General features: G+C 58.9%; 16 protein-coding genes. 8 read left to right on the top strand and 8 right to left on the bottom strand.

The features are described from left to right. Window positions 1-26 precede the first annotated feature (26 nt). A complete protein-coding gene (gene qhpG / locus JFC11_RS05165; RefSeq protein ID WP_051626384.1) occupies window positions 27-1,400 on the top strand; it encodes a flavin-dependent monooxygenase QhpG in 1,374 nt (457 codons plus the stop codon). On the opposite strand, the gene JFC11_RS05160 is transcribed toward qhpG, so the two are convergent. The 8 genes from JFC11_RS05160 to paaN all read right to left on the bottom strand — a co-directional run bounded on the left by JFC11_RS05160 (window position 1,319) and on the right by paaN (window position 10,997). Continuing rightward, entirely contained in the window at window positions 1,319-2,014 is a 696-nt protein-coding gene (locus JFC11_RS05160) for a S8/S53 family peptidase (RefSeq protein ID WP_198348890.1), read from the bottom strand. The two genes, qhpG and JFC11_RS05160, sit on opposite strands and share 82 nt — an antisense overlap. After that, entirely contained in the window at window positions 2,005-3,705 is a 1,701-nt protein-coding gene (locus tag JFC11_RS05155; RefSeq protein ID WP_198348889.1) for an ATP-binding cassette domain-containing protein, read from the bottom strand. The genes JFC11_RS05160 and JFC11_RS05155 overlap by 10 nt, the downstream gene beginning before the upstream one ends. Before the next feature lie 97 nt (window positions 3,706-3,802). Beyond that, on the bottom strand, window positions 3,803-4,918 hold the full coding sequence (gene peaD, locus JFC11_RS05150; RefSeq protein WP_038479062.1) for a quinohemoprotein amine dehydrogenase subunit beta: 1,116 nt from the start codon (window positions 4,916-4,918) through the stop codon (window positions 3,803-3,805). Continuing rightward, a complete protein-coding gene (gene qhpC / locus JFC11_RS05145; protein ID WP_051626386.1) occupies window positions 4,918-5,271 on the bottom strand; it encodes a quinohemoprotein amine dehydrogenase subunit gamma in 354 nt (117 codons plus the stop codon). The genes peaD and qhpC overlap by 1 nt, the downstream gene beginning before the upstream one ends. Next, window positions 5,268-6,695, bottom strand: coding sequence for a quinohemoprotein amine dehydrogenase maturation protein (gene peaB, locus JFC11_RS05140; protein ID WP_038479065.1), 1,428 nt, complete (start codon window positions 6,693-6,695; stop codon window positions 5,268-5,270). Before peaB ends, qhpC begins: the two co-directional genes overlap by 4 nt. Before the next feature lie 9 nt (window positions 6,696-6,704). Continuing rightward, complete coding sequence (peaA, locus tag JFC11_RS05135; protein ID WP_198348888.1) at window positions 6,705-8,267, bottom strand: quinohemoprotein amine dehydrogenase subunit alpha; 1,563 nt, start codon at window positions 8,265-8,267, stop codon at window positions 6,705-6,707. Window positions 8,268-8,709: 442 nt separating this feature from the next. Then, window positions 8,710-9,309 carry a phenylacetic acid degradation protein PaaY gene (gene paaY, locus JFC11_RS05130; RefSeq protein ID WP_038479071.1) on the bottom strand — a complete coding sequence of 200 codons (600 nt, stop codon included), beginning with the start codon at window positions 9,307-9,309 and terminating at the stop codon, window positions 8,710-8,712. Between the two features lie 11 nt (window positions 9,310-9,320). Next, complete coding sequence (paaN, locus tag JFC11_RS05125; protein WP_095603577.1) at window positions 9,321-10,997, bottom strand: phenylacetic acid degradation protein PaaN; 1,677 nt, start codon at window positions 10,995-10,997, stop codon at window positions 9,321-9,323. Between the two features lie 368 nt (window positions 10,998-11,365). Here paaN and paaF point away from each other — a divergent pair, with 368 nt between their 5' ends. The 7 genes from paaF to paaA all read left to right on the top strand — a co-directional run bounded on the left by paaF (window position 11,366) and on the right by paaA (window position 18,863). Beyond that, window positions 11,366-12,139, top strand: coding sequence for a 2,3-dehydroadipyl-CoA hydratase PaaF (gene paaF / locus JFC11_RS05120; protein WP_038479077.1), 774 nt, complete (start codon window positions 11,366-11,368; stop codon window positions 12,137-12,139). A gap of 16 nt (window positions 12,140-12,155) precedes the next feature. Next, window positions 12,156-12,947 carry a 2-(1,2-epoxy-1,2-dihydrophenyl)acetyl-CoA isomerase PaaG gene (paaG, locus tag JFC11_RS05115; RefSeq protein WP_009723071.1) on the top strand — a complete coding sequence of 264 codons (792 nt, stop codon included), beginning with the start codon at window positions 12,156-12,158 and terminating at the stop codon, window positions 12,945-12,947. Window position 12,948: 1 nt separating this feature from the next. Beyond that, the gene (gene paaH / locus JFC11_RS05110) at window positions 12,949-14,484 is read left to right on the top strand and encodes a 3-hydroxyacyl-CoA dehydrogenase PaaH (RefSeq protein WP_198348887.1); all 1,536 of its coding nucleotides are present in this window, start codon (window positions 12,949-12,951) and stop codon (window positions 14,482-14,484) included. Further along, on the top strand, window positions 14,477-14,959 hold the full coding sequence (gene paaI, locus JFC11_RS05105; protein ID WP_198348886.1) for a hydroxyphenylacetyl-CoA thioesterase PaaI: 483 nt from the start codon (window positions 14,477-14,479) through the stop codon (window positions 14,957-14,959). Before paaH ends, paaI begins: the two co-directional genes overlap by 8 nt. Further along, a complete protein-coding gene (pcaF, locus tag JFC11_RS05100; RefSeq protein ID WP_198348885.1) occupies window positions 14,956-16,161 on the top strand; it encodes a 3-oxoadipyl-CoA thiolase in 1,206 nt (401 codons plus the stop codon). The genes paaI and pcaF overlap by 4 nt, the downstream gene beginning before the upstream one ends. A 95-nt stretch (window positions 16,162-16,256) precedes the next feature. Next, complete coding sequence (gene paaK, locus JFC11_RS05095; protein WP_198348884.1) at window positions 16,257-17,570, top strand: phenylacetate--CoA ligase PaaK; 1,314 nt, start codon at window positions 16,257-16,259, stop codon at window positions 17,568-17,570. 306 nt (window positions 17,571-17,876) lie between these two features. Then, a complete protein-coding gene (paaA, locus tag JFC11_RS05090; RefSeq protein ID WP_198348883.1) occupies window positions 17,877-18,863 on the top strand; it encodes a 1,2-phenylacetyl-CoA epoxidase subunit PaaA in 987 nt (328 codons plus the stop codon). Window positions 18,864-18,911 lie beyond the last annotated feature (48 nt).

Genomic DNA, 18,911 nt, shown 5'->3' with positions numbered 1-18,911 from the left:
GTACCAGCCCCAAGGGGATTCATCTAATGCGCCAAGACATGGATAGCGAGATATTGATCGCCGGAAGCGGCCCCGCTGGTGCCGCTCTGGCCATGCTGCTGCATCGCGCTGGTCGACGAGTCACCCTGGTGGGGCGTGTCCGCGATTACCAGGCCATTGAGGGCATTGCCCGGCGCAGCCTCCAGGCCTTACAAAGCCTGGGGCTGCACCGGGCTGCCGCTTGCGCGGTGGGTCCTTTGCCGCGACGAGTTATCTGGGGTGGTAAGGCTCGGGCACCCAACGCCGAATGGCTGCTGCCGCGTCCATCCTTCGATGCTGCCCTGCTGGAAGATCTTCACGAGGCTGGTATCCCCATGATCAAAGCGAGGATCACGTTCCTGGAGAGCCAGAAAAGTGAAGTTCGTCTGGGCCTGGCAGATGGTCGCATACTGACCGCTCCCTGGGGCGTGGAGGCCCGGGGCCGGGCGGCGGCGCGGCGCCAGTTCCGCGACGCAGCTCCCTGGTCAACCCCTGCTTGGATCCTACGCGGCGAGGCCGCCGACTCAGACCCTGCCAGCGCTGCCCTGTCGTTGCCCGGCGGAGGCTGGGCCTGGTGGTCACGGCTTAAAGGCCAGCAGTATCTGCAGTTGGCCCTACCGGAAGCAACGCTACGCCGGGCACGGCATGACCCCAACATCTGGCTAGCCGCCCAGCCCGACCTGGCACAGCTCTGGGGCCAAGCCAAGATTTGCCATCACTACCAGCGCCCTAGCCTACTGGGGCGCACCCAAGTGAGAGAGGGGCGCCTCTGGCGCCTCGGGGATGCCGCTATGGCCATCGATCCCCTCTCCGGACAGGGCATTTTCAATGCGCTCTCCTCAGCCCACGGCCTAGCACCAGTTCTCAATAGTCTCTTTGAGGAAACCAGCATCGCGGCGCCCCTAGAGCGCTTCCACCAACGCCGCCAGGATGCCCAGTACTGGCGTTTCGCCCGGGCTGGCCGTGACTTCTACCGTCAGGCTGCCTATCAAGAGTCGATAGACGCCGATCCGGCACCCTACTGGACGGAGCGCTGTCACTGGCCCGATCATCAACCGCTACATCTACCAGAGCCCTGGGCTCAAGTACGAGTGAGACGCGGCCTGGCTATCATTGGTAACCACTTGGCCGAGCGGGAGCTGGTGTTTACCCAGGACCAGCCAATGGGAATTCAGGCAGTGGCGGGAATCTCCCTAGCGCCTCTGGTCAAGGCTATGCAGGATGGCGACCACGCAGCGGCTCGGGCACTATTGGCCGCCGCTGGCCCCGCGGCCATGGCGATCATCCGCTGGTGGGCCGATCACCCTGACTGGCCAGCGCTGCCCGAGCCCCACTCTCTTGGCGGTGCCCCCCTTTCACCGATTGACTCCGCCAGCCAATAGCCCAGCGCATGGGCCGCAGCGAAGCTGGCTCCGCCCAGTGCAGGAGGAGTTTCCACCGGTGGTGGCCCCACCTGCCAGGGCTGCCAAACTCGGCCTTCCTCGGGGAGATCTCGGCCCGCCCAGACGCAGGCGTACCAGTGGCCATTCCAATCACGCCGTGGCGAGCCCGGCATCAGTCCCGCGGCGCCACTCACTGCTATCACCCTGGGCCAAGCGGCTGGGTAGACCGGCGCCCCGAAGCGCGGGCTGGCAGCAACGATGCGGGTGCCTGCGGCCTGTAGCCTCTCCACCGCCTCCTGCAGTCGCGTGTCGGCTCGGGGCAACCCCAAACTACACAGCAGCCAAACCGGTGGCACCTCTGCTTGCCACTCGAAGGCCGCAGTCAGGGCAGCAGCATTGGCGGTGAGACGCTCCTCAAATAGCTTGTAGTAGGCGATTTCAAGCCGCGTGAGCGGCAAATAGTGGCCCAGGGTGGCGAGGATCGCCCGGCCATGACCAAGGTGATCTTCGGGGTCAGCACCACTGAGCGAGTGGAAGCGCGTCAGAGGCAAACCAGGAGGCACACCACTATCGATAACCCCCAGAGTCGGGCTGCTGGCCGGAATTAGAGACATGACGACGCCTCCACTGCAACCAGTTGCCCTTGCTGGAGCCGATAGTAGGCATCCAGATTGCCAAAGTGGTCGCTTTGGTGGCTGATAATCAGCCGAGTGCTATCTCCCAGCACCTCATCAAGCAAGGCATCGAAAGTTCGGGCAGCCGCTGGATCCAGCGCCGCAGTTGGCTCGTCCAGCAGCACCAAGCGAGGCTTTTTTAGCAGTGCCCGAGCCAGGGCCAAGCGTGAACGCTGGCCGCCAGAGACCTTGCCACCCAAGTCACCCAACTCGCTCTCTAACCCTTCCGGCAGGGCGGTCAGCCAGTCGGCGAGCCCAACGCGGGAAAGCGCGTCAATCAACTCGGCATCGCTTGCCTCAGGTGCCAGGGCGCGCAGGGTCTCGGCCAAGCTGCCGCGTAGCAGGCTGGGGTGCTGTTCCACCCAAGCAACCTGCTTGAGCCAATGATGGCGGGAGAGCGCATCAAGCGGCACGCCATCGACACGGATTTCACCCGACTCGAGCGTCTCCAGCCCTAGCAACAGACGGATTAGGCTGCTCTTGCCTGCCCCGGAGGGACCGGCAATCAGCACCTTGCTGCTCGGCGGAAGCGCGAGATCAATATCATCCAGAAGCCAACCGGATTGGCCGGGATGGCGGAAACGCACACCCTCCAAGCAAAGCCCACCAGGCCCGACAGGACGGCCGCCCTGGTAGGGATCACGCATGGCGGGCTCATTGAAGAGCTCGGCCAAGCGGCAAGCGCTGACCCGGGCCCGCTGCCACCCCCCATAGAGACCCAGCAGGCCACCGATGGGGGCCATCACCATACCGAGGTACGCCAACAGGGCTACCAGCTCACCGAGTTGCAACTGCCCCTGAATCACCAGATAGCCGCCCAACAGCAGCACCCCGGCCCGGGCCAGAGAGAGGATCAGTTGGGGCCCCACGTCGCTGAGAAAGCCCACCCGACGCACCGCCAACAGGCGTCGCAACTGCTCGTGGCCAAGTCCCTGGAGACGATTGAGTCGCGACGACTCCAGCGCCTGACCTTGAAACCAGGGGCCATGGGCCAGGGTATCCTGCCAGAAGCCAGAGAGTTCGCCGCTCTGTTCACGGAGTGCCTGCTGACGGAGAGTCAGCGCCGGGCGCCAAGCGCGCAGCCACAGCCATTGGATGGGTACTAGCACGGCCACCAGGGCCATTAGCATGGGACTGAATAGGCCAATCATAGCCAGCGCCCCCACCAGCCCTAACAGATTGGAGAGTCCGCTAAGCAAGCCGTCCAGGGCGAAGCCCTGGAGGATAGACAGGTCGCCATCTAGACGGCTCATCAGATCGCCTCGCCCTCGCGCCTGCCAACGGGCCGGTGCCAGGCGCAGCAGATGGCGAAGCAAGGAGCGGCGCAGCGAGAGCAATAGTCGGGCAGAGAGCGCCACATGCTGCAGCCGGGTTAGCCCCTGTAGGGCCAGGGTAGAGAGCCCCAACACCACCAAGGCGGCGACGTAGGCAGCGACGGTGCTGAAGTCCCCCTGCATAAGGCCGTGATCGATCAAACGCTGGGTGAGCAACGGAGGTAACAGCGCCAGCAGGGTCGCCACTAGGCTCAGCGTCAGCAGCCGGGCCAGCGCTATGCGCCGCGCCTTGAGGGGGCGGTAGAGCCAGCCCCAGGGCAGCGCCCCTGTGTCACGGGTGAAGTCAGGCTCGCGCATCGACGCTCTCTTCATTCATCAACCATAAGGGCTGCCCCCAGCAAAAATGGCCGACCGCTTTCACAAGCGCCGGCCAGAAGGATCATGCAGCGGCAATCTAGAAGCGTGCCACCTTCAGCGTTGCGGTGCTCATATCACCGGGCAAGCGAATGCGCCCCAGATCATTGAAGTCATCATCATAGATGGCGATATCACTGGAAGCGCCGCCCAGGTAGATCCGCGAGCCGTCATAGGAAGTATTAACACTGTAGTAAGTATGATCAAGATCGATCACCTTCACTATCTCTTGGGTGCGGGCATCCAGCTTGCTGAGCTGAGTGTAGACGCCATAAAAGACGTCCCGCTCCCGGGGATCAGAAACCATGGAAAAGATGATGAACTCAAAAGGGGCTATCTCCTTGTTCTCGGTCTCGCCGGTGGCTAGGTCGACGCGGCTGATGCCCCAGTGCCAAGCTTCGTTCTTCTCGCCGGGATGCTCAGCTACCGTGTAGGGACGCAGGAACTCGTTGGCTACCTCGCCCATCGACCACATGGCTAAGGAGTCTGGCGGGCTAAAGCTGGGGCGATCCCAATTTCGGTTGGCAATGGCGATCTCGGTCTCGCCGTTTTCCGGGTCGACCCGATAGATATCAGCACCAGCCAGATAGAGATTACCGTCCTCGGCGGCCCCCATGGTCGTCACCTGGCGCGGTGCTGGGAAGGTAGCCAGGGGCTCGGCAGCTAGACCTGCTGCGGTGTCATAGACCGCTAGCTGTGGCTCCAATACTTCGTAGTGGTCGAGGCCTAGCCGCGCCCGATCCCAAATGCTATAGAGACGGCTGCCGTCGGGGCTCACGGCAAGGGAAGCGATGGATTTAGCGCGTATTGAATTGCCTGAGCCGCTGGCGCGAAAGACTTCCTCACAACTAGTGAGGTCGATGCCCACTACGTCTTCCCAGCGGTTGTGCAGCACATAGGCGATCCGCTCATCCGGCGATAGCTGCAGGGTGCCGGAGCCAAAGGCGCCTTCTACGTCACAGGTACGCACCACCTCCTGGGCCTCCGGATCGATCACGTAGAGCTGGTTGGGACGAACCATGGTCACCAGATACTCGCGTACTTCGTCAGCGCTGGCTTCATCGGCGACAGCAGCATTAACCACCAGAGGCTGGGCAGCGAAGGCCAGCAGCCCCATTAGGGTCAAATTGAGCAGCTTAATTTCTGAGCTATTCATCACTTATCGTCTCCCGGATAGACACTATCGAACTTGCGCCAATCATCCTCAGCGCGGTCGGCTCCATCCCCCCAGTTGGGGTAGGTGTTCATAGTGTCCGGCACCTGAGCAGGCCACCAGCAGGGGTCAGCGCAGCCATAGAGATCCGCTTCCATAGGTTGGCACAGCGAAGCCACGCCGCCGAAGGGGTCCACTTCCCAGCCCGGGTCAAAGCTAGACGTGCACCCGGCAATGGTCTGCATGGCCTGCACTTCTTCCAGGGCCTCTGGGCTAGCGGCCCGCTCCATTTCGCGGGCCTTGCGGTTGAGGGGTGCCAACCCCAGTGCGGTCAAGTTCTTCTTGTTATTTGTCATGCTGTCTGCCTCCCGGCCAGGGGGCCGTCGAGAAAATCGGGGTTATGACGCAGGATTCGAGCGTAGGCTTGAATGCCGAAATCGACCCAGTCGCGCATCAGGTCACAATAGTGGTAGGTGGGAGTCATAGGGTCGCCATAGCGGGCGTAGCTCTCGTGGTAGCAACCGCCGGAGCAAAGGTTGCGGATCCGACAGTTGCTGCAGCCACGCTCGGAGCGATCACTCCTGGCCTCGATAAACTGCTTGAGGCCTGCGTGATCGAGCCCCTCCTGGACGCTGCCAAAGGTGGGCATCTCGGAGCCGGTGAAACGGTGACAGAGGTGCACATCGCCCGCATGATCCACCGAAACCAGCCCTAAGCCAGCCCCACAGGGCACCGCCTTGCTGCGCCCTTCCCAAAGATCGGTGAGCAGTTGGTTGAAGTTACCGAAGCCGATATCGCGCCCCTGAATGGCGGCTGCCACGGCTCGCTCACCGAGCTCGACCATACCGTCGAAGACCCGCTTAAGCTCATCGCTGGTAAGATTGTAGTCAGCCATATCACCGGAGGTGACTGGGGCGAAGCCCGCCTCGGCGAAGCCCAGTTCGTTGACCAGGTGATCGTGAATACCGATAACGTCGGTGATGCCACGAGTCAGGGTCACCCTGGCTCCCACCGGTCGTGAGCGATAGCTGGCCAACAGCGGCTTAATGCGTTTGGCCACCAGGTCATAGGTGCCCTGGCCGTTGACCGCAATACGGTTTTTGTCGTGGACCGCTTTGGGGCCGTCCATGCTCACCGTGAGCCCAAAGCGATGGGCGTCGAAGAAAGCGATCTTTTCCTCGTTCAGTAGCGTGGCGTTGGTGGTCAGCGTGAAATCTACTGCCTTACCAAGCCCATGAATGCGCGCCTCGGCCCAGTCCACCACCTGGCGGATCAAGGGCATGTTGCTGAGCGGCTCGCCGCCAAAGAAGACGATGTTGTAGCGATCCCGCTGCGGGGCTTCGCGCATCATCATCTCGATAGAGGCCTGGGCGGTGGCCAGATCCATCTTCTTACCGTCCCGGGGGTTATCCAGGTCTTCCTTGTAGCAGTAACTGCAGCTAAGGTTGCAGCCAGTGTTGACATTGAGCACCACAGTAGAGAGCGGGAACTGCTCCACCTTTACGCTGGGATTATAGGCCTGGACAACACCATCGGTGATCAGCTTCAGTGCCTTAAGCTGTAGCAGCCGCTCCTGGATATCGTCGCCGCTGGCCTGATGTATCAGATGGCCCGGCAGCGCCCGGCTATTGAGCCCCTCCTTTCGCCCGGCCAGTGCCAGCAGCTCCTCGCTGAGTGCGTCCGGGGCGAACAAACTCGTGGTGGGGATATGAAACCACAACGGCTGGCCTTCTACTTCCATCCGATGCAGGTTCTCGGGTATGGCTTGTAAGATTCCCATGGTGATCTCCTAGCGAAGCGGCGGGTTGTTCCAGCGTTGTACGGTAACGATCAGTTGGGCTTCGTCCTGTATCGCCTCCTGTCCTACCACACTGGCGGTCACCCGTAGGTTGCCCACGCTGTTGGCGTTGTACTGACGCAGCGGGTTGGGCCCAGCCCCGGCAGGTGAGAAGATCCCTGTGGCGGCGTCCAGTATGCCCGCAAACCTGACATCCTCGTCGCGCTCGGCGATCTTGTCCCAGGGGGAAACGCTCCAACGTACCGGTACCTGCCCCAGCGGGATGGTCTCATCAGCCCCGTCCAGATATCCGGCGGCGGTGAAGACGCCACTCACCGGCGGAGTCTTATCGTTACCGATGCGAGCAACTCCCAGCGTTGGACTTACCTCCAAACGATCTACCGTGCGATAGCCAGCCAGCAGCCTCTCGGCACTGATCTCGCCGATCTGCATAGCCAGCCAGCCGGGTGTGAGATCGTTGCTGGCCTCAACGTCCAGCACCAGGCGCATGTCGCTACGTTCGATCACCTTACGCACGGTGACGCCCTCCCCAAGACTGATTTCCCCTTCCCCAAGGCCGTGGCCCAGTAGCACCAGCCGGCTACGCTCACCGGCCTTGAGTGAGGCGGGCAGGCTGGCTAACACCGCAGACTCGGCCGCTTCGTGAGGCACCATTTCCACCATCATTCCAAAAGCATCGTCATGATCATCGAAGATGCGCCCGCTGGGATGCGCACCGGAGAGATCCAGTACCTGCTTGAGATCACGACCGTTGAGGTTCAGGTTGGCGCGCCACTCATAGCCGGTATAAACGATGGCCTGGCCTTCGCCACTGAGCGGACGACCACTGGTGAAAGCGCCGTCCAGGCTAAGGGAGTAGGCATCCTCGCCTTCATCGGTGTTAATAGTAACGTCGGCATAAAAGTCGCCTTCTCCGGGCCAGTGCCCCCAGAGCTGCCAGTCACCCTCAGGAGAGGTCTGTTCGGCCTGCTGCCATGACTCCCAAGCTTCATTTTCGAGACTTTGAGACTCGGCCAGCCAGGGAGCGATCTCGTTCAGGGCGAGATCGAACCAGTCACGATCCCGTGCCATGGACTGGTACTCAGTGGTCTGGAACTGGCCCACATGGAAGTGCACCAGTCTCTCCCACTCTTCCTGGGGACGGCGCTGTAGTTGGGCGCGGCCGCCAGTATGACAGCGGGCACACATTTCCTGATAGCTAGGATGATCAAAGGACTCGATACGGTTGAGGCGTCGCTCGATCAGTTCACGCTGAGACGCGCTCTCCTCGGGCGCTAGGCCGCGGGTATCAGCGAGGAACTTGACGATATCCCGGCGAGCCTCCTGGGGCAGCTCCAGGCCGTGCATGGTCTGCATGCGCGCGATCGTCATGTCCCAGCCTTCCGGGGTCTTACGCTGCGCACTAATGCGACTCCAGCTCTGGGGGCCACTTTGGGCCTGATGGCAGGCTGAACAGTGCCTGTCGATAGCCTCGCTGCCAGCAGAGGCCAAGACGGCGCCGGTAGGCAGCAGCAGGGCTAGGCTACAGAGCCCTGTAGGAAGTGCATGTCTCATCACGGAGGGTTCTCCACGCATTATTGTTGTCGTTATGTTCACCTGCGGTTCTCTTCGCGGACGAACATAGAAGGTGTGTGCCAGTACCATTCAACTTGCATTGACCGCGCCGACTATCAACTATTTCTTTTTATTCATGTAGTTAAAGTTATTTACTTATCTGAGTTTTTTTAGATTTTCAATCAACCGGCAGCAATCGGTGCCCCAACTTGCAACAGTTGCGTATGGACTTGAAACACTTTGCCTCTTCAAATTTGATCATCATTGACCGTGACGGCACCTGGAGTTTCGGTCGACTCAGGTTTGAGACTTGGCGCTCAGGAAGGAAGGGGGGGGATGGGGCGACTACAAAGACCACTTGAGGCTACCAACCTGTGGTTGGGTGGGGGATGGCTCGCCAGGGGGCGCGGTGGTAGCGAGCCATACTATAAGTATCGCCTTGCTACGCTATGCTCTGCTGCTTAGGTTGTGTATCACCGGCTAGCAAGGTTGGCCGGTCAGCATCGAGCTCTGCCAGCGGTTCACAAGGTTCCAAGCTGTCACGGCAACGGGTCACTAAACGCTGATACTCTTGAGTACCCTGCTGCTTCCAAGCAAACTCCTCATCACTCAGCGGGCGTTTAACCTTTGCAGGAGCCCCCATCACCAGCGACTGTGGCTCACACTCGAAGCCTGCCTTGACGAATGCTGCTGCCGCAACAATAGAGCGCTCCGCTATGTGAGCACCATCCATCACTACAGCGTTCATGCCGACCATGGCATCACGCCCAACCACGCAGCCATGCAAAACCGCGCCGTGGCCGATATGGCCATCTTTCTCAACCTTAGTGACACAGCCCGGAAAGCCGTGCATGACGCAGGTATCCTGCAGGTTCGCACCCTCTTCCAGCACCAGTCGGCCGAAGTCACCGCGCATCACCGCGCCGGGGCCAACGTAACAATTGGGGCCAACAATCACATCCCCGATGAGCACTGCGGTCGGGTGGACATAAGCGGTCGGGTGCACCACTGGCGTCACCCCTTCAAGTCGATAGTAAGGCATCACGTTCTCCGTTAGTTCGGTTGGCCGTGGCGACGGCTTTGCACCACCACAAAGCGACTGGCAACAAAGGCTTGATTACATAGCGAGGCATTAGCTGCCGGATTACCGCCTGTGGCGTGAAAGTCACTGAAAGCAGCCGACTGGTTGACGAATATCCCCCCATCCAGGTTCAACGAAAGCGGCGTCGCCACTTCCATCGCCAGCTCTTCGAACTGCTCGGCCACTGCCTCATCAGTCGTATAGCCACCTAGGGTTATCGCGCCCTTTTCCCGGATCACGTCACGGGCCAGTTCAATGCTATGCGCGGTGTTCTCAGTCGCGATAACAAAGCTGATGGGGCCGAAGCGTTCCTCACCATAGGTAGCCTTCTGTGCTGCATCTACCTTGAGGATAAGCGGCGTGTGAATGCGGGCGTCAGAGTATTGGGCGTGTTTTCGTGACTCGCTATCCAGGACTATTTCGCCCAAGCCACGGCACGCATCAATCCGTGCTTGCGTGTCTACTGACTGCAGGGCACCTAACACCGTGCAGGCGCGGTCATTGTCACTCAGAAATGCCTGTACAGCTTTCGCAAGCGCTGCCGCCACGTCGTCAAAACTCAAATGGCCATCCGCTGTTTCAATACCGTTTTTGGGTACATAAATAGCCTGAGGGGTCGTGCACATCTGCCCGGAATAAAGGCTCAGCGAGAAGGCAAGATTCGCCGTGACCGCTTTAAGGTTATCCACGCTGTCGATAATGACCGTGTTGACACCGGCTTTCTCAGCAAACACCTGAGCCTGAGTGGCGTTATCTATTAGCCAATCGCCAAAGGTATTGGAGCCAGTGAAATCGATCAGCTTTACCGCAGGGTCAAGCGCCAGCGTTTTCGTCAGCGGCGCATCGACAGTGTCGGGTACCAAGCTAACCAGACAAGGGTCAAAGCCCGCTTCCTCCAGTACCTGTTGAACAACCCGTGCGGTCATCGCCACAGGCAAAATAGCGCCAGGATGCGGCTTAAGAATGACGGGGTTGCCCGTCGCCAGACTGGCAAACAAGCCAGGATAAGTATTCCAGGTGGGAAAAGTAGAGCAGGCCACCACCAACGAGATGCCACGTGGCACGATGTGAAAACGCTTATCCATGACAATGGGATCATGCTTGCCCTGGGGCTTAACCCACTGTGCGGTAGCAGGAATCTGCGCCATCGCTTGCCAAGCATAGGCCACGGCTTCAAGGCCGCGATCCTGAGCATGCGGCCCACCTGCCTGAAACGCCATCAACGGCCCCTGACCACTAGTATGCATCACCGCCTGGGCGATCTCCGGGCTCATGGCATTAAGGCGCGACAGGACTTCCAAACACACCCCCACGCGCGCTTGCGCCCCAGCATCTCGCCAGTCACGCATTGCTACTTGCATGGCCACTATCAGCTCGTCGGGGCTTGGCTGGTTATAAGTAATGCCGAGTTCAAAACCATAAGGTGAGACTTCGCCGCCCACGTGGTGAGTGCTGCCAACACTATTCAGCGTAAATGGTTGATTAAGCAGTGACTCAAATCTCGATGGTGCCGCTTTAACGGCATCTTCGGGGTATTTGCGCATACTTTCTGGGTAGGGCGTCCAAAAATTACGGCTAGAGATGGCGCCGACAGCCTGGTCAAGAATGTCACGGTGAAGGTCAAACATCTGCTGCGCTGATTGCGTCATGGGGCGCTCCTGCACTCACTTATTTTTTTGATACGTTATAAGAACAAAGACTATCTTTCCCGTAACAAAACATCAAACGCTTTCCCTGGCACCGCTTGCTTAAGAATTAGCCCACCACGATCAATAAACTCGATATATACGGGCTAAAGATCACTTTTCGGGCCAACTTTCCACCTTTCATACCATGGTCTAATAACTATCACTTACTCGCTATAAATACATACAAGTCATTGTTAACAAGACATAAATTATCAAAAACACCAACAAGTGACACACTAAAAACAGTCAAACAATATTGATGTGTATCAAAATAAACCTATACTCGGCAGATATTCATCCTGTGCGCCACAGGCCGAACTGAGGTAACAATGCCCACTACTCTAAAAATAACTCCGCCCCTGGAAGGCGTTTTATGCATCACGCTGAATCGCCCTGAAGCACTGAATGCGCTGAATACCCAGCTGCTTGGCGAACTCGCCGACACCCTGAACAGCGCCGATAGTGACGACAACGTTCGCGCCGTGGTGATCACCGGAAGTGCGAAAGCATTCGCCGCCGGTGCGGATATTAATGAAATGGCTGAACGTGACCTAGTCGGCATGCTGGAAGATCCTCGCCAGCACCACTGGGCCACCATTACGCGTTTCCGCAAACCAATCATTGCTGCCGTTAACGGCTACGCCTTGGGCGGTGGCTGTGAGCTAGCAATGCATGCCGACATCATTATTGCCGGTGAAAGTGCCCTGTTCGGCCAGCCTGAAATCAATCTGGGCATCATGCCCGGTGCTGGTGGTACCCAGCGTCTGCTTAGAGCGGTGGGTAAATCACTGGCTACCCAAATGGTGCTAACTGGCGAGCCAATTTCTGCTCGCCGCGCCCTTGAAGCAGGCCTGATTAGCGAGATTACCCAGCCCGAATTAACCCTTGAGCGCGCCATGGCCATTGCAACGCGCATTGCCGCCAAGGCACCGCTGGCCGTGCGCTTAGCAAGGGAGTCGTTACACAAGGCGATGGATACCGACCTAGCCACTGGCCTGCGCTTTGAACGCCATGCGTTCACCTTATTGGCGGGCACCGCCGACCGCGAAGAGGGCATTCGCGCCTTCCAAGAAAAACGACCTGCCACTTTTCAAGGGCACTGACACAAGGATATTACCCATGAGCCAAGCGCCCCTGCTGTACACCGTGGAAGATGGCGTTGCCTGTATTACGCTAAACCGCCCCGACAGCCTGAACAGCTTCAATACAGAGATGCATGCCGAGATGCGCAAGGCGCTAAAAGCCGTGCGCCAGGACTCAAGCGTTCGCGCTTTGTTATTGACCGGTAACGGCCGCGGCTTCTGCGCTGGTCAGGATCTTTCCGACCGCAGCGTTGCGCCCGGCGAACAAGCCCCCGACCTCGGCGAGTCGCTTGAAAAACGCTACAACCCTATGTTGCGCGCTCTTAAAGACATGCCGTTCCCAACCATTTGTGCGGTGAATGGTGTGGCGGCAGGAGCCGGTGCCAACATCGCCCTGGCCTGCGACATCGTATTGGCTGCTCGTTCGGCAAGCTTCATTCAGGCCTTCTGCAAGATTGGATTAATTCCCGACTCTGGCGGCACCTGGACACTGCCTAATCTGGTGGGTATGGCGCGTGCCAAGGGTCTAGCCATGCTTGGCGACAAGCTGCCCGCCGAGACTGCCGAACAGTGGGGCATGATCTGGCGCTGCGTCGATGATGAGGCGCTTCAGGAAGAAGCCATGAACATGGCTCGCCACTTGGCCACTCAACCAACGCGCGGCTTGGCGCTTATCAAACGTGCCCTGCACGCCAGCAGCGATAACAGTTTCAACGAGCAGCTCGACCTGGAACGCGACCTGCAGCGCCTTGCCGGACGCACGGAAGATTACCGCGAAGGCGTCAGCGCTTTTATCGAGAAACGTCGCCCCACCTTCAAGGGAGAGTGATATGCCAGCCCTTCCCACGTCTGCCGTTATTGGTGTGATTGGCGCAGGTGCCATGGGCGCCGGTATTGCTCAGGTTGCCGCCCAGGCTGGCCACTCGGTCATTCTGCACGACAACCAGCCGGGTGCCGCCAAAGCAGGCATCGATAACATTCGCCGTCAGCTGGAAAAGCGTGTTGCCAAGGGTAAGATGATCCAAGGGGACGTGGATAACATTATTGCTCGCCTACAGCCTGCCGATGCTATCGATGCCTTGGCCGACAGTCATTTGGTTATCGAAGCTATTGTCGAAAACCTTGAGATCAAACGTCAGGTGTTCGCCCAGCTAGAAGCTTTGTGTTCGCCGGACACCTTGCTCGCCAGCAACACTTCGTCACTGTCGATCACTTCTATTGCTGCGAATCTTGAGCGTCCTGAGCGCATGGCGGGGCTGCACTTCTTTAACCCCGCACCGATCATGAAACTGGTGGAAGTGGTGTCTGGCCTAGCCACCACCACCGAGGTTGCCGACACCCTTTATGACACCGCCGTTGCCTGGGGCAAGGTCGCGGTGCACGCCAGCTCCACTCCTGGGTTCATTGTTAATCGCGTGGCACGGCCATTTTATGCCGAAGGCCTACGCCTGCTGCAGGAAGGTGCCAGCGATGCCGCCACTATCGATGCATTGCTGCGTCAAGCTGGTGGGTTCCGCATGGGGCCTTTCGAGCTGATGGATCTGATCGGTCATGACGTTAACTACGCGGTGACCCGCTCGGTGTTTGACGCTTACTACGGCGATACCCGTTTCGAGCCCTCCTTAGTACAGCAAGCGTTGGTGGAAGCCGGGCGCCTGGGACGTAAGTCTGGCAAGGGCTTCTTTGACTACGCTGAAAGCGCTGCTAAGCCACAGCCTACCTTTGCCGAACCAGCAAATACGGAGCTACCAGCACTTGTCGTACAGGGTGCCAACAGCACTCTCGCGCCACTGCTGGAACGCGCTCAAAAAGCTGGTCTCAACGTGGTGTACCGTGAATCGCTACAGCAAGACGGCTCCCCTCGCCTATACCTAGGCGACCTAGTACTGGCCCTCAGCGACGGTCGTTGCGCCGCTGAACGTGCGGTCAATGAAGGGCTCGATGCTCTGGTACTGTTCGATCTATGCCTGGACTACCGCAACGCTAGCGCCATCGCGCTTGCTGCCAGTCACACGGCATCGCCCGAGGCCCGCCAACTAGCAACGGCATTCTTCCAGCACATGGGAATGGACGTGGCCTGGCTAACCGACACCCCGGGACTGGTGGTACTGCGCACCGTAGCCATGCTCGCCAATGAAGCTGCCGATGCCGTACTTCAGGGTGTCTGCAGTGCCAAGGATGGCGACCTGGCCATGCAGGCTGGCGTCAACTATCCCCGCGGCCCCTTGGCCTGGGCAGACTCACTGGGTCTGCCCTTCGTTCACCGCACCCTTACGCATCTACAGCAGAGTTACGGCGAAGAGCGTTATCGCAGCTCGTTCCTGCTGCGTCGCAACGCCCTGAGCGAGGAAAGCTTTCATGAGTGATTCCCAACTGACCCCACAGCAACTGGCGGAAGCCTGTGCCGAGGCAATGTTTGCCCGTGACCATGCCAGCCAAGGGTTGGGCATGCGCATTACCCGTGTCGCCCCCGGCTTTGCAGAACTGACCATGACCGTGCGCCAGGATATGGTGCAGGGTCACGGCAACTGCCATGGCGGGTTTCTGTTTGCCCTGGCCGATTCCGCCTTTGCGTTTGCCTGCAACAGCTACGATGAGGCCACGGTAGCCTCAGGCTGCAGCATCGACTATCTCGGCCCTGGCCAGCTAGGTGACGAACTGACCGCCACCGCCGAAGAGCGCAGCCGCCGTGGGCGCACCGGCATTTATGACATCACGCTGCGCAATCAGCACGGCGATACCGTTGCCTTGTTCCGCGGGCGTTCCTACAAAATTCGCGGCAGCGTACGCCGCTTGGAAGACACTGACGCAGAAAATACTGCTGCTGGAGATAACCGATGAAAGACGCGCTGATTATTGATGCCATTCGCACCCCAATAGGTCGCTACGGCGGCGCGCTTTCGGGTATGCGTGCCGATGACCTGGGGGCCATTCCCATGCGCACCCTGAGGGAACGCAACCCAGGTGTCGATTGGTCGCTGATTGACGATATCTTTTACGGCTGCGCCAACCAGGCGGGTGAAGATAACCGTAACGTGGCGCGCATGTCCGCGCTGCTGGCCGGGCTGCCGGCCGAGGTGCCCGGCACCACCATTAACCGGCTTTGCGGGTCTGGTATGGATGCAATAGGCAATGCCGCCCGCACAATTAAGACCGGCGAAGCAGGGTTGATGATCGCCGGAGGGGTGGAGTCGATGTCCCGGGCACCCTTCGTGATGGGCAAGGCCGAACAAGCCTTCTCACGCCAAGCCGATATTTTCGACACCACCATCGGCTGGCGCTTTATCAATCGCGCCATGAAAGCTCAGTTTGGCGTGGACTCAATGCCCGAAACCGCTGAAAACGTGGCTGAACAATTTGGCATTTCCCGGGAAGACCAGGACGCCTTCGCCCTGCGCAGCCAGCAGCGTACCGCCGCCGCTATCGAGGCTGGCCGCTTGGCCGAAGAGATTGTTCCGGTCGAAATCCCCCGCCGCAAACAAGACCCGCTGGTGGTGGATACCGATGAGCACCCGCGCGCTACCACAACCGCCGAGCAGCTTGCCAAGCTACCCACGCCTTTCCGCGAAGGCGGCAGCGTAACAGCAGGTAATGCATCGGGGGTTAACGATGGCGCCTGTGCGCTGCTGTTGGCATCTGCCGAGCAGGCTGAACGTTTCAGCCTCACGCCACGCGCTCGTGTGGTGGGTATGGCCACCGCTGGTGTGGAACCGCGCATTATGGGGTTCGGCCCCTCTCCCGCCACTCGCAAGGTGCTTGCCCAGACCGGGCTTACCCTCGACCAAATGGACGTGATCGAACTCAATGAAGCCTTTGCTGCTCAGGCGTTGGCAGTCATGCGCGACTTGGGCCTTAGCGATGATGCCGAACATGTTAATCCCAATGGGGGCGCCATTGCACTCGGACATCCGCTGGGTATGAGCGGCGCTCGGTTGGTCACCACGGCACTGCATGAGCTCGAACGTCGGCAAGGACGCTTTGCACTATGCACCATGTGTATCGGTGTCGGACAGGGCATTGCTCTGATCATCGAGCGCTTATAGGCCCATTATTCAAACCATTAATCAAATCGTTACCCTAACCATGGCTCACTCATAAAACGTTAGCCCAATAACAATTTGCTTGACCGGAGACCCTGATGAATCAGCCCGCTACGCGTATCGACACTGCGACTCTCGACCCCTTGGAAACCGCCAGCGTCGACGAGCTGCGCGCCACTCAGGTCAAGCGCCTGAAGTGGAGTCTGAAGCACGCTTACGACAATGTGCCGTTCTACCGTCAGTCTTTTGACAAGGCTGGGGTACATCCCGGCGATATTCAGACGCTGGCAGATCTCGCCAAACTGCCGTTCACCACCAAGGCTGATTTGCGCGACAACTACCCATTTGGCATGTTGGCCACCCCGATGAGCGAGATCGTTCGCATCCATGCCTCCAGCGGCACCACCGGACAACCGACGGTGGTGGGCTACACCCAGAAGGACATTGATGTGTGGTCCGATGTGGTGGCGCGCTCGATCCGTGCCGCTGGCGGCAGCCGCAACGACAAAGTACATGTGGCGTATGGCTACGGCCTGTTCACCGGCGGACTGGGCGCGCATTACGGTGCCGAGCGCCTGGGCTGCGCGGTCATCCCCATGTCGGGCGGCCAGACTGAGAAACAGGTTCAGTTAATTCGTGATTTCCAGCCGGACATCATCATGGTCACCCCCTCGTATATGCTCAACATCGCAGACGAGATGGAGCGACAAGGGATCGACCCGCGCACACTGCCCCTGCGCACTGGCATTTTCGGTGCCGAACCCTGGACCGATAGCATGCGCACGGCCTTAGAGCAGCGCCTGGGCATTGACGCCCTCGATATTTACGGCCTCTCTGAAGTAATGGGGCCCGGCGTGGGCATGGAGTGCCTGGAAACTAAAGATGGCCCGACCATCTGGGAAGATCATTTCTACCCCGAGATCATCGACCCAATCAGCGGTGACGTCCTGCCAGACGGCGAATACGGCGAGTTGGTGTTCACCACCCTAACCAAAGAAGGCCTGCCGGTGATTCGCTACCGCACCCGCGACCTGACCCGCTTACTGCCGGGCACCGCCCGCCCCATGCGCCGCATCGACAAAATCACTGGTCGCAGCGACGACATGCTGATCATCCGCGGCGTGAATGTGTTCCCCACTCAGATCGAAGAGCAACTGCTCAAGATTGCGACGCTTTCGCCCCACTACGAGATCGAAGTCAGCCGCCAAGGCAATATGGATATGGTGCTTGTGCGGGTCGAGGCGAGCCATCATGACATCGCCCGCGATCCAGTAGCCTGTGAGCAAGCAGCAAAACAGCTTCAGCATGCCATTAAGACGTACATTGGCATTAGCACCCAGGTTGAAGTGTGTCAGGTAGAGAGCGTGATGCGTTCGCTGGGTAAGGCCAGACGCGTCAAGGACCTTCGCTGATTCACTCCTTAGCGCCTTAATCGGTTGGTTTAGCCATACACTGAGACGTTAGAACGACGCCCTTGCAGGCACCCTTGCAAGGGCTTTTTTATTCCCAAACAGCCAGCTTTGATGAAAAAAGATAGAACATTAAGAATCACTTAATTTACCCCCATTTTCCTTTACAAACCAACCACACTGGCTTTATCCGTAATCATAAAGTCTTAAAGCGACACACAAAAATAGTTATTGATAAAATATTTTGTATCACTATACTTTAAGCAAGATAAGTCAACCCCCTGATAGTCCGACGCCGCGGAGGTCTCTATGTACGCGCAGCTCGTTGAAACCGGTTCTAAAAAACTTAAAACGCTTGATGAGATGGGTCCTGAGGAACGCCAGTTCCAGGAGCGCATCAATGATGAAATCAAAATAGAACCTAAGAATTGGATGCCGGACGCCTATCGCAAGACGTTGATCCGTCAGATCTCGCAACACGCACACTCCGAGATCGTCGGTATGCTGCCGGAAGGTAACTGGCTGACACGTGCGCCGACCCTTAAGCGCAAGCTGCAGCTAATGGCCAAGATTCAGGATGAGGCGGGTCATGGCCTGTACCTCTATAGCGCCATGGAAACTCTGGGTGCCGACCGCGACGAAGAGATCGACAAGCTTCACGATGGCCGCGCCAAGTACTCCAGTATCTTCAACTACCCAACGCTAAACTGGGCTGACATGGGCACCATCGGCTGGCTGGTCGACGGCGCAGCCATCGTCAATCAGGTACCGCTACAGCGCACCTCTTACGGCCCCTACGCGCGCGCCATGATTCGCGTGTGCAAGGAAGAGAGCTTCCATCAGCGCCAGGGTTATCAAATTCTGTTGACCATGATGCAAGAGGGCACTGACGACCAGAAAGCCATGGTGCAGGACTCCATCAACCGTTTCTGGTGGCCATCGCTAATGATGTTCGGGCCATCCGACGAAAACTCACCCAACAGTGCTCAGTCGATGGCCTGGAAGATCAAACGCCACAGCAACGATGAGTTGCGCCAGCGCTTCCTCGACCAAACCGTACCGCAGCTGGAGCTGCTGGGCTGCACCGCTCCCGACCCGGATCTCAAATATAACCAAGAGACCGGCCACTACGAGTTCGGTGAAATCGACTGGCAGGAATTTTTCGACGTCGTGAAAGGCAACGGCCCCTGCAACCGCGAGCGCATTGAAGCACGTCGTAGCGCCATTGATAACGGTGCCTGGGTGCGTGAAGCCGCCGTGGCTTATGCCGCCAAGCGTCAACACCGAGCAGCCTAAGCTGGCAACGTCTTATTTTTAAAACCCGACTTTTAAAACACTATTTTT

It is taken from the genome of Vreelandella alkaliphila, assembly GCF_016107625.1.
Lineage (GTDB): Bacteria > Pseudomonadota > Gammaproteobacteria > Pseudomonadales > Halomonadaceae > Vreelandella > Vreelandella alkaliphila.
The sequence above is the reverse complement of the archived record's forward strand: the minus strand, read 5'-3'. Positions and strand labels throughout refer to the sequence as shown.